The 12,251-nt window shown below is 64.2% G+C and carries 6 protein-coding genes; 1 reads left to right on the top strand and 5 read right to left on the bottom strand.

Features of this window, described 5'->3' with window-relative positions; genetic code table 11:
* Positions 1-137 precede the first annotated feature (137 nt).
* The gene (locus tag N4264_RS14195) at positions 138-1,208 is read left to right on the top strand and encodes an IS630 family transposase (RefSeq protein WP_261692906.1); all 1,071 of its coding nucleotides are present in this window, start codon (positions 138-140) and stop codon (positions 1,206-1,208) included.
* Positions 1,209-1,229: 21 nt separating this feature from the next.
* On the opposite strand, the gene N4264_RS14190 is transcribed toward N4264_RS14195, so the two are convergent.
* The 5 genes from N4264_RS14190 to N4264_RS14170 form a co-directional block, all read right to left on the bottom strand.
* Complete coding sequence (locus N4264_RS14190) at positions 1,230-1,895, bottom strand: hypothetical protein (RefSeq protein WP_261692905.1); 666 nt, start codon at positions 1,893-1,895, stop codon at positions 1,230-1,232.
* Positions 1,896-1,945: 50 nt separating this feature from the next.
* Entirely contained in the window at positions 1,946-2,308 is a 363-nt protein-coding gene (locus N4264_RS14185; protein ID WP_261692904.1) for a YbaN family protein, read from the bottom strand.
* A gap of 199 nt (positions 2,309-2,507) precedes the next feature.
* Positions 2,508-3,248 (bottom strand): PA3715 family protein, encoded by a 741-nt coding sequence (locus N4264_RS14180; protein WP_473562611.1) that lies wholly within the window; start codon positions 3,246-3,248, stop codon positions 2,508-2,510.
* Positions 3,249-3,289: 41 nt separating this feature from the next.
* On the bottom strand, positions 3,290-6,415 hold the full coding sequence (locus tag N4264_RS14175; RefSeq protein ID WP_261692902.1) for a LamG domain-containing protein: 3,126 nt from the start codon (positions 6,413-6,415) through the stop codon (positions 3,290-3,292).
* Positions 6,415-12,144 carry a DUF7933 domain-containing protein gene (locus N4264_RS14170; protein WP_261692901.1) on the bottom strand — a complete coding sequence of 1,910 codons (5,730 nt, stop codon included), beginning with the start codon at positions 12,142-12,144 and terminating at the stop codon, positions 6,415-6,417. The genes N4264_RS14175 and N4264_RS14170 overlap by 1 nt, the downstream gene beginning before the upstream one ends.
* Positions 12,145-12,251 lie beyond the last annotated feature (107 nt).

Below are 12,251 nucleotides of genomic sequence, written 5' to 3'. Positions count from 1 at the left end.
TGGCGGAATGCTGCATTTTGCACTGAATGGGGCTTTCTCAACAGCCTGCTAGTGTGGTGTTCCGTTAATAGATTGAATTAATTGGCCAAAGGAGTAATCTCTCGTAGTCCCCGACGGAGACTGCGAAGATGGCGCGCATGGGTCGACCGATCAGCAAGCTCGAGATCTCTGCCGATGAGCGGCGCGAATTGCTGGCGCAGCTGGCAGTACGCAAAGCGCCCGAAGACGAAAAGCTTCGGATTCGAATCGTGCTGGCGTGCGCAGATGGGCTTGGTGGGGAAGCGATTGCGAAGAAGTACGCTGTCTCGGAGCAGACGGTATCGAAGTGGCGCCGTCGCTACGCGGCGTATCGTTTTGCCGGGCTTACCGATGCCCCGCGTCCTGGTCGTCCGCGTTCGGTCGACGATGAGTGCGTGCAGGCAGTGATCGAACGCACCCGCAAAGCCAAACCCACGAAAGCCACGCATTGGAGCGTGCGTTCGATGAGCCAGGCCAGCGGCGTATCGGCGACTTCCGTGCATCGGATCTGGCGTGCGTTCGGCTTGAAGCCACATCTGACCAAGACCTTCAAGCTGTCGACCGATCCGCACTTCGTGGCCAAGGTGCGTGACATTGTGGGTTTGTATCTGGCGCCACCTGACCGGGCTTTGGTGCTGTGTGTGGATGAGAAGAGCCAGATTCAGGCGCTCAACCGCACGCAGCCTGGCCTGCCGATGACTTTCGGCAAGCCGGCAACGCATACGCATGACTACCAGCGCCACGGCACCACTTCGCTCTTCGCTGCCCTGGATGTGGCTACCGGCAAGGTGATTGGCCGCCTCAAGCGCCGCCATCGCAGTGCCGAGTTTCTCGAGTTCCTCAATGCCATCGACCGCGATGCGCCGAAAGGTCTCGACATCCATCTCATCCTCGACAACTACGGCACGCACAAGACCGAGGCGGTGCGTAGCTGGTTCGCTCAGCGTCCGCGCTACCACCTGCACTTCACCCCGACATCGGCTTCATGGCTCAACCTCGTGGAGCGCTTCTTCTCCACGTTGACCACGCGCTGGCTCAAGCGTGGCGCACACGTGAGCGTCGCCGACCTCGAACGATCCATTCGCGAATACCTGCACCAACACAACCAAGATCCAAAGCCTTTCACTTGGCGACGCACTGCCGACCAGATCATCGCGAGTGTCGGTCGGCTGGGGCGCGCAATTAGTTAAGCGTATTAATGGAACACCACACTAGAGCTCAGGCTCATTAACCCACACACAGACGTTTCGGTTTACGCGGGAATAGCGCAGCAGGTCGGATAGCGAACGCAGTACGCAGAAGATCAGGCCTGGGCCCTCGCCGTCTTCGGTGTGGGGCGTGCCTTCGCCCGGGCGCGGATCGTAGTACACATTCTGGGCGGCGAACGCGAGTTCTTCATGGTCGGAGCCGATCAGGTCGCCGTCCATTGCGTCGGCGAGGCGGTCGAGGTCGTCCAGGCACCAGGCAAGCAGGCCATCGACGTCAGCGATGACGGCGCTGGCGTCGGCCGGAAACACCGTGTACTCGAATGGCTGGCCCCAGTGACAGTCGGATTCGTCCGGCAATCCGTTCGGATCGACCGCGGTTTCGACGTGCGTGTGCGCCTGTCGTGACAGAAAACGCAGGCTTTCGTAGCCCGACGCATCAAGGATGCCTGTCATCTGCCGGCCGAACCAGTTGGATCGCGACGCGGCTTCGATGCGGCGTTCCCAGGAAATCGGGTAGCGACGAAATGTCTCCTGCCGATCGTCACGGTATAGGAATGCACGGAGCGCGACTTCCCTGGTCGCGAAAATCGAATCCACCGGCCGTCCGTAGAACCCCTCCAGGAATGACGCAGGAATGGCGTGGACGGCGAGCAGCGTGTGCCAGGACATGGACGGTTCCTCGGTGGGATGCGCAGTGGCGCGGGATCGTGCGTCCTATTCTATTCGGAACGTAGCCCGGGCTCCGGCCGCATCCATAACCAGATGGCCACGACCAGCATCGTCGCGATACCGATCGCAGCGATCCACCAGCGCGGACTGATCAGGAACAGGACCACGGCGCTGCTGAACATCATCGCCGTGGCGAAGTACTTTGCGCGGCGGCTGACGGCGCCTTCGCGCTCCCAGTCACGCAGCATCGGGCCAAAGCGCGGGTGATTGCGCATCCACGCATGCAGGCGGGTCGAACCGCGTGCCGCGGCAAAGGCGGCGAGCAGGATGAAAGGGGTCGTGGGCAGTATGGGCAGGACGATACCAATGACGCCCAGCGCGAGGGACACGATGGCCAACGCCAGCCAGAGCACGCGCCGGACGTTGCTGGAAACCTGTCTGGGTAGATGGTGATCTGGCAAAAGGCACCTCGAAACCGCGCTACTCCAGGCCCGAACTATAGCCTGAAGTACTGTCATCAAAGCGCGACCTTCGTGCACGTCGGGGCGACGCCGAAGCCCGACGATCCCGGCAGAACGATCACCCATGGCGGTCCCCGCGTGACACCGTCCCTTATCGCACGGGAATATCCGCTACAGAACAGGCATCCGAGCTGTAGCGGCGGCCATCGTACGCAAAGCGGCATTCGACATTTTCCGCTGAATCGCTGCGGAAGCGGATGATCAGGTCGTGATAGCCACGCGTCGCCTTTTTGTCGACAAGCACATGCATTCGCCACTCGTCAACGACAGGGACGTCGGCACACAGCCCACCCTGCCGCGCGGCAATGTAGTACGTGGGCGTAGGCCCGAAAACATTTCGCAGGGTAGCGCCATCCCGCACGTACAGCGCGAGCTCCTCACCCGTTCCCGCATCGGCGCAGCGAGGAATTCTGGTCGCGTTGATACGCAGGCCGAAGGCGCGAATGCCTTCCGCAAGATGGTAGCGGGCGGTATCAATGGTGAGCGATCCGGAGGTAACGTAAACCGTCGCATCGACGCTGATTTCGGAGACGAGCTTGGCAACCACACGTTGCTCGTTCTCCAGCAGCGTTATGACAAGTGGGATATTGTCGAACTCCTGGTACCCCGGCGGCTTGAACGCCATCGCGGCGATCGTCTGGTTCTTGTTCATCGGTTTGCACGCGACACTGGCTACTTCCGCGACGCGCTCGGCACCGATCGTTGCCAGGAGCGTGGCCTCTGCCTTGTCCGAGCAGAGCTGCGCCCGCGCGAATGCCGGCAGGGCAAGAATGGCCGCGGCGCACACTGCGCGCACTGAATGGGGACAGGGTCGGCGAGACGACTCTTTCATCGTTCCTGTTGCAGGCAGCGCAGAATGCCGAATACTCGCTGCTATTGGAACCCGGAAGCAAATATCCGATCGGTGAAGTTCGCGGTGACGTTGCAGTTGGCCGTGATGTGGCTCGCCATCCAGGTGTCGCCGCTGCCCTGGGTCACCGTGCAGGTGTCGCCGCTGACCATTGCGGCATGCCCCGCTTGTGGTACGACCGTGAAGGTCGCGGTGCCGTCGTAGTCCACGGACTGTGTGGGCGGGTTGATCGTGCCGAACGCGTCTTCCGCGCTCGCATTCACCGTGAACTGTTCGAAGTGCAGCGTCAGCGATTCTGTCGGCGCGGGATTGTAGGTGGTGTCTGCGGCCTGATTGGCAGTGAGCGTGCACACGCCGCGGCTGTGCATGGTCACGGTCGTGCCGCTGACGCTGCACACCGGCGGCGTGTCTGAACCAAACACCAGCGGGCTGCTCGATGCGCCCGGGGTGGCCGAGATACTGAAGGTGCCGCCGCTGGCGTAAGGTGGATTCGCCGGCGTCGCGGCGAAGTTCGTGATGGCCTGGTTGTCGAGGCAGTAGACGGTGAATCGGATCGTGTTGTCGCCCACGCTGAAGAAACTCGCAGGAGAGATCGGCGACAGCGCGCCGCTGTAGGTGTAGCCCAGGTCCGCCGGCGTGAAGTTCGTATTGCCGGTGAAATTGATCAGAGTGTACGTCGTGCCACAGATCCGCGCGGCAGTGCCATCGGCGATGGTGAACCGGTGGATTCCGGTGCCTGCCATGGTCAGGTCGCCATTGACGGTCAGGTGGTCGGAGGCTGCACCGCTGTCCTGCCCCAGCTGCATCACGATGACGCCGGTGGAGCTCCAGCCCAGTCCGCCGAGCGCCAGGGTGCCGATGCCCGCCGCGACGGTCGGATCGCCCGGCGAAATAGAGCCGCCATTGGCCAGGATCACGGGGCCGCTCACGCCCGCCGTACCGCTCAAGGTCGCCGGGTTGAGGACCGTGAGCGAACGACCGGCCGCCAGAGCCACAGCGCTTCCGATGATGCGCAATTCGCCTCTGGTGGCGGAAACGGTGCCCAGCGCACTGCCGCCGCCGGAGAGCACCAGCGTGCCGGTTCCGGTCTTGGTGAGCATTGGCGGATCGCCGCTCCAACCGCCGATGGAACCGGCGATTGTGCGGGTACCGGCGCCGACATTCAGCGTAGTGGAGCCGCCAAGGAGGAACAGTCCGCTACCTGACGTCTGGCCTCGACGTGCGGGATCGTTGGAATTGCCGGGAGTCAGCGACCCGGCATCGGTCGAGCTGTCGTTCCAGGTGAGGCTCGCCCCATTGTTGGCGCGCACGAAGACGGCGGCGCCAAGGGCACCGCCGCCGCCGCCGTAGCCGTCACCGAATCGATTGGCGTTAGGCCCGCCGAACGGGGCTGGCGTGCACACCTGCCCAGCTCCGGTGGAGCCACCGCAGCCGCCGCCAAAGATCGCGCTATGGGGCGTGGTCGAGATATTTCCGCCGCTGCCGCCGCCAAAGCCAGGTGCCCCCATACCGTTGCCGCCACCGCTGCCCCCGAAGTCGCCGCCGGCACCGCCGCGTCCCAGGCCGCCACTGCCACCGCCGCCGCCGCCGTAGCGACCGCCGTCGCCGCCTGACTGAAAGGCCGACCCGCCACCACCGCCAAATTCCAGGCCCGGCTTGCCTTGCTGATAGTTGGTGCCGTTGGGACCCGCGCTGGAGCCACCGTCGCCGCCGATGCTGTTGGCTCCTGCGCCGCCGTAGGTGTCAATGCCGTTGCCCCCGGCGTCATAGGCCCCGCCTCCGCCGCCGGAACGCGGACCAGGCGTTCCACCGGCGCCGGTGATGCCGCCGCCTCCGGCGCCGCCGAAATAATGGGGATATGCGGACACGACGCTGGAACCACCTGCGCCGAGCCATCCGCCGCCACCCGCGCTGCTCGAATAGGAGGACGCGGAGCCTCCGTCGCCCCCGAGTCCGCCACCGCCGCCTGCGCAATACGCGCCTGCGCCGCCGTAACCACCGTTGCCGCCCTGTGCGACGTTTCCGCTGAAGCTCACGTGATTCAGCGTGACGTCGCCCCGGTTGACGAAAAGACCGGCACCGGCGCCCATGCCGCCACCGCCACCGGACTTGCCGAACCCGCCCGCGCCACCTTTGGCGAGCCCGTTGGTGATGGACACCGCGGCGATGTGCAGCGGTACCGGTACCGCGGAGAGTTCATCGACCCAGATCACGCGCTGCGTATTGGAGCCGCTGATGCTCAGATGCTGCGCGCCCGGACCCGCCAGGTTCACGCCCTGCCAGATCATGAGGGGACTGTCCAACCGTATCGTGCCCGTGGCGGAAATCACGATCGTCTGGCCCGGAGTCGCCGTGGCCAGGGCAACACGCAGGGAATCCGAGCCGTCGTCGGCGATCGTCGGGACCATCTTGGCACCCGTCAGCAGCTGGCTCGCCACGAAGTTGCCGGGTGGAAAAGTGAAGTAGCGTACTTCGTCGACCAACCCCTGCAGGCCGCTCGCACCCGCCGGCAAACCGCTGCCGATGCTGAAACCCAGGGTCGGCGTGGCAGGCGGCGTGGTTTCCACAAAGCCGACTGCCACGCCATTGACATACAACCGCGCGAGACCGTCGCTACGAACGAGGGCCAGGTGCGTCCAGCTGCCCAACGTCGCGGATGAGCCACCGAATGTGGCTGCGCCGATCTGGCCGTAATACTTGTTATCGGGCTTGAGCACGATGCCGAAGCCGTTGAGCCCGAAATAGCCGTTGTAGGCGATGACCTGGTCGCCGGGAATGCCGCTGAGCGGCTTGACCCAGGCTTCGAGTCCGAAGTTGTCGGTGGCCGTGGTCAGCAACGGGCCGGATGCGTAGTCGCTATCGCGCGTAGTGAACTGCAGGGAGCGCCCGCTGCCGACCTTGGTCGCCGCCGCGTCGCTGACGTCCGCCGTGACCTGCACGCTGTTGCCGTTGATCGTCAGCGGCTTGGTACCGATGAGATCCGCCGTCGTGGCCAGCGTCTGACCAACCGGCGCATCGTCGTTATCGCCCATGCGATACCAGTCGACGGGAACCAGCTGCGCCTGCGCAAAGCTGCACGACAGGCCGAACCATGCTGCTGCAAGGCACGCGGGGCGGCGTATTCGGGAGGGTGCCGGTTCGCTGTCCATTATTGGAACCCATTGGCGAATATGACGTCACCTACGGTGAGGGTGGCGGTATTGCTGGGTGGACCGGCCGTGGGCGTTTCGGTCGTGGTGATGCCGGACGTCGTGTTGGGATGGTTGCCGGCGGTGCTGCTGGTTACGGAGAAGACGACAGTGCAGCTCCCCGATGCCGGGATTGTCGCTCCCGTAAACGCGAGCACAGTGGCGCCGGGCGCCAGGGTGACTGGCGCGATGCCGGCGCAGGTGCCGGTAACCGCCCCGCCGGTGGCGCTCATGTTGGAGAGCACATCGCCGAAGGCGGCATTGGTCAGCGCAGTGCTATTGCTGTTGCTCAGCGTCAGCGTGACCACGGCATTGGCACCGAACGGAATGGATGCGGGCGCGAACCCCTTGGTAAGGGTTGGCGAGGCCATCACGAGGTGCGACTCGGAGCCCGACGTGCTGCCGTTGTAGTTGCCGTCGCCGGCGTAGGTCGCCGTGAGGCTCCTCGTGCCGGCTGTGGTGAGCGTGACGGCGCATTGCCCGGCTGAAACAGCGGCGCTGCAGCTGTCGGTTCCGTCACTGACGGTGACGTTGCCGGACAATGCGGTGCCTACGGCACCTGGCACGCTCACTGCCACGGCCCACTGCACGGTGACCGCAGCGCCGACCTGCGAGGGGTCGGGTGCGGCGGAGCTGATGGTGGTCGTGGTGCTGGCCTTGGTGACCGTGACCGTGTTATCCGCCGGCGCGTTGTTGCCCTCGCTGCTTTCGACGACGACGGTGAGGGGATCGATGCGTGCGCCGCTGGCGCTGCGCGGGTTCACATAGGTGCCGGCGGATTGCGGTGTCGCCGGGAGGACGACGTCAAAACTGCTGACGCCCACATCCGAATTGAAAGTCACCGCGCCGGTGGCGGTGCAGGTCAGGTCGTTACTGGCAATGGCGCAGCTGATGTTTCCGGCACCGGTTACGTTCGACACGTTCTGAACCGTCGGCGTACCGTAAATCAGGCCACTGTTGGGCAAGGCGTCGGACAGGATGGTCTGCCCGGTGCTGAAAGTCGCCGGCGAGCCCGCGTTACTCGCGGAAAGGGTCCAATTCCAGCCTTGGCCGACGACGGCCGTGCCGCTGACGCTGTTGGACTTCGCCAGGGTGAGGTCTGCCATTTCGGCAATGGCCCATTGGGAAAACGACGTGATGCCGCTGTGACTGACGGTGTTGTTGGCGGCATCCACGGTTCCGCCCTGAACGGTCCAGGCACTGGCGATGTTCTTCCACAATCCCAGCCGCGATTCGGTGATCCCCGCCGCGCTCAACTCGCCGGGGTCGGTGTATCGCAGCGCCACAGTGGCGGACATGCTCGCGCCGCCGACCGGCGTGAGCGTGATCTGCCGGGGGACGACTTTGACGCCCGCCGCAAAGGGCGAAGGCGCCGCTTTCGCGAGGTGGAAGTCCAGTTGCGAGGGCGGTGTTCCCGTATTGATAGTGACCGCGTTGCCCGGATTACCAAAGTGCCGGGGCGTGGTTCCCAGGTCCGAGCGCCGCACGGTACCCAGAACGTCGGCAATGCCGTCGGAAGTGCCGCTTTGCTGCAGGATCGCGTCCGTGGCTACCGTCAGGTCCGTCGACAGCGTCAGCAAACCACCGACGGTGGCATCCACGGGGGCTGCGCTATTGGTGACCTGTACGCCGTTCGCGTTGTTGATCAACAGGCCACTGAAGTTCTTGCTGCCGTCACCGGTGATTGACTGGGCCACAGCCCCATTGAAGGCCGCCGTACTGGCATTGCCGGTGAAAGTGCCGGCCACGGCGAAACCCGCGCCCCCCACGTTGAAGCTGTGCGTGCCGGCATTCACCGTGTTGGAGCCGTTGATCGTCACGTTGCCGAATGTGGTGGTTCCGCCGCCGGCCAGCGTGTGCGCACCATCCGCGCTGTTGTCGACGTCGAAGATGGTCGTCAGCCCTGCGCCCTGGTTGAACGTGCCGCCGTTGGTGTAGTTGCCTTCAATCGTGATGTTCGCGCCCGTGTTGTGCGTGATAGCGGCAGGGCCGCTGATCTGCAGATTGTGGAAATTCTTCGCCGCGGCTCCGCTGATGGCGCCGACGTTGTCCGTGATGCCGGTAAAGGTCACGGTGGACGTTCCGCCGTCCATAGTGCCCGCTGCAGCGACCAGATCGTTTCCGACGGTGGTGGTCGTGTTGCCGAAGTGGGTGATGGCGCCAGTATTGTTGAGCGTCAGGTTGAAGAACGTGGTGTTGCCGGTCAGCAGTTGCGTGCCACTGCTGCCGTTGAACAGGACGGTGCCCGTACCCGGCGTGAATGTGGCGTTGTTGGTCCAGTTGCCGCCGAGGCTGAAAGTGTGGTTGCCGCTGGCCATGGTGGCCGCGGCGATGGTCAGGCTGCCGGTGATGACCGTATTGCCTTGCAGGGTCTTGGTACCGGTGCCGGAAACGGTCAGGCGGCTGTAGGCCGGCGTGTTGTTGATGGTCTGGTTGTTCGCGCCGCTGTAGTCGATATTGAGGGACGTCAGCGTCTTGTTGGTAAGCGTGTATTGCGACAGGAAATCCGCTGTCGGCGCGGTGCGTGAAGCGCGCGCAGTGCCAGTTCCGGTCAGGGTTCCGCTGCCGCTGATGATCGCTCCCGCCACCGGCGACAGAATGGCATTGGCACCGTTGACGTTGAGGGTACCGCTGATCGCCAAACTGTTGTTGAGCGTCAGTGGCTGGGTGACGTTCGAGTCGGTGAGATTAAAGAAGGTAATGCTGGTGCCGTTGGTGATGCTCTGGGCACTGGTGCCATTGAAGTTGAACGTGCCGGTGCCGGCGTTGAGTGTCGTGGCGGGTGCTCCGCCGGCGTTGAGCACGAAGTTGCCAAGGATGTTGACCGTGCCGGTGTTACCGTTGAAGGTGGAACCGACCACTGACCCCGGCTGAATGGTCAGGTTGCCGCCGACATTCATCGTGCTGTTGTTCATGTTGAACGTACCACCGGTCAGCAACACATTCGTCGGCGCGAGCGTGCTGCCGGCATTGTTGGTCCAGGTTGCGCCCGTACCGATTTCGATGTCGCCACCGATGGTCGTATTGGTGCCCGCCACATTGACGGCGCTGGAGGTGCTGATGCTGCTGCCGCCGAGGGTCGCTGTATTGCCGGAGAGCGTGACGGAGGGCGTCGCGCCGTTGAGCAGCAGGCTCGAACCGCCGACAAAAATGGCACCGCCGCGATTGCCGGCGGAATTGGTCGTAAAGGCCGTCGTCGCGACTGTGGTTGGCAACGATTCCACGATGACGCCGCCACCGCTGGCCGTCCCCAGCCCCTGGTTGTTGGCGAACGTGGACGTGCCGATGGTGGCCGCACCGGTGCCGATACCTCCGGGCGCAGCAAAGGCAAATATCAGCAGGTCAGCGCCGCCACCTCCAATACCTGCAGCGGTATTGCGCTGAAAGGTCGATCCGGTGACGGTGAGGTTTCCGGTCCCCGCCGTGTGTTGCGGCGCCGATGGGGTGAATGTCACGCCACCCCCGCTGCCAGCTTGCAGATTGGCGGTATTGGTGCTGGTTCGGTCGGTATAGGCGCCCGGCGCGCTGGCACCACCAAACGTGGAATTGGTGATATTCAGATCACCGCCGGTGATCTGAAGCCCGCCGCCGCCGAGATTGGCGCTGCCCAGCACCGTGACCTGATTGTTCGCCATCACGACGTTCGTCATCGTGAGCACATTGCTTTTTTCGCCGCCAATGATGCCGCCGCCACCGAGCGCAGCACCGGTACCAGCTGCCGTGCCGTCGCGTCCACCGACAAACGTCACACCGGAGAAGGTGTAAATGAGGCTCAACGTAAACGGCTCGTTCATGCACATGACGCGATCGCCGTCGTTCGCCGGGCCCGTTCCCGTTTGCCGGATGATGGTGGTCGCGGCACCTGCGCCGACCAGCGACATGGTCAGGTTAGCGCCGAGGTCACCCTGGGCATTGCCGTCGCACCCGCCCGCGTTGGTGCCATTGATGCTCAGGATGTAGGTGTTTGCGGGAAGGCTGATCGTGGTGTTGTTGTTGGCGCCATTGTTCGCAAACTGGAATGCACCGCGCAGGCTGCAGTCGTTACCCGCCGCGGTGCACGCGGAGGCAGCCGTCAAGCCGGCGCCCGATGGATCGTCGGTGCGATCGACCGTGATGGTCGTATTGGGAGCGTGCGGCACGATGACCGGCGCCGCGCTGCCCGCCGCAAGGACGACGAAATCGCGAACACCATTGACCTTTTTCGGTAGCGACAGCACCGCAACGGGAGCGCTGGCCACGTCCAGCGTGGTGCGTTCGAGCATGCCTTCTGCAGACGCGTTCCTGGCAGACCAGGTCATCGCGGAAACCTGCTGGACGAACTCAAGCGTGGATCGGCTCTCGCCCAGAAGCAGCAGATCATCCGATTCGCGGTACGACAGGTTGCTGCGAAGCAGTGGTTTGCCGGCGACGGTGCTGACGCCGGAGAAGCTGCGTGCAGTGATCTGCTGCGACAGGGTCCAACCCGCAGCACGCGCCGGCTGCCAGCTGGGGAAGGTTTCCACATCCCCTGCCCGGTTGCCTTGCGGCAGCAGCATTCCGCGGTTGCGCGCAGCCGTCTCGGCAGCGGTGAAAGGACGTGAGTCGAGGTCCGATCCGTGCACGAGGTGGACGGTGCCATCTGCCGTGAGTGCGGCTATCTCGGTGCGTCCCGCGCGATCCCAGGTAAATTCGCCAACGGCCAGGCCGCTCACCGTCTGCGCCACTTCGATCCGTTCGACGCGCGAGGCCGGATCAGCTGGCTCCTTGCGGCTCCATCCGTGCACGACCACCACTTCGCTGCCGCTGGCGGCGATGACGTCGGTGAACGGATCATCGTCCATTCCACCGAACTCGATGGCGCTCACCGGTTCTGTCATTGGCAAGGCCAACACGGGTTTTGCAAATCCCGCGACAGCATCGTCGAAAACCAGCAGGGCATTCCCGTCGGCCATCGATACCCCGACGGCCAGGTCGGTGTAACCATCATGCGCGCGAAATTCGCCGGCGGCCAAGGACGTCACCGTCCCGGGCAAGGGAATCTCCTGCGCTACGCCGAATGTTCCGGCGCCGTCTCCCTTAAGCAGGTACAGTCCACCGCCTTTTGCGGCGACCAGGATGTCGACGCCTGCACCATCGCTGAAGCGGCCGCTGACCAGGAAATGCGGTGCCACGGGAACGGCAAAGCTTTGCGTCTCCGGTAGCAGCGAATCGGGATCGTAGCCCTGCTGGATGCGCGGATAGATGGACTCGTCAGCCGGCGCAAACGCGTCGGTATTCCCTCGCTGCAGCGTGACAACGCCAGTACTGCCGACGGCGTAGCTGGCAAGCAGATCGGGCGTGCCATTGTGATCGACGTCCGCAGAGGCAAGCGCCAAAGGATGTGCGTCGCCGGCTCGCAACGCGGCCACGGCATCGCGATCACCGCGGTAATTCCGCTGCATCGCGTAGCCATCGCGAAGGACCACGCCGGGCCAGCCGCGGCCCGCCGCCTGCACGCTGGCAGATCCCTTTGCAGCTGCTGAAGGCGTGGCGTCCGCCGCGGGCCGCCGACTCCCGCCCAGCATCGATACGACGGCCAGAGCGACCAGCGCATAAACGAAAATGCGGGCTGTTCGCAGACCCAACCCGTGACGGTGTGCCGTGGAGACGACGGCCGGGCGCATCGGCGCGGCCCGCAACGCAGGAATGCCTGCGCGAATGCGGCGCTTCATAGATCTTCCCCCCTGAGGCGATCCGAGCCTGCCGGGCGACCTTACGCCCGAACCCGAAGGCGGAAAAGGAAAATCGCCGAATTCCGCGCCCCCAATCGCAACGTAAC

Origin of the sequence: Tahibacter amnicola (genome assembly GCF_025398735.1) — a bacterium.
Taxonomy (GTDB): domain Bacteria; phylum Pseudomonadota; class Gammaproteobacteria; order Xanthomonadales; family Rhodanobacteraceae; genus Tahibacter; species Tahibacter amnicola.
This window is presented reverse-complemented; position numbering and strand designations above follow the sequence as displayed.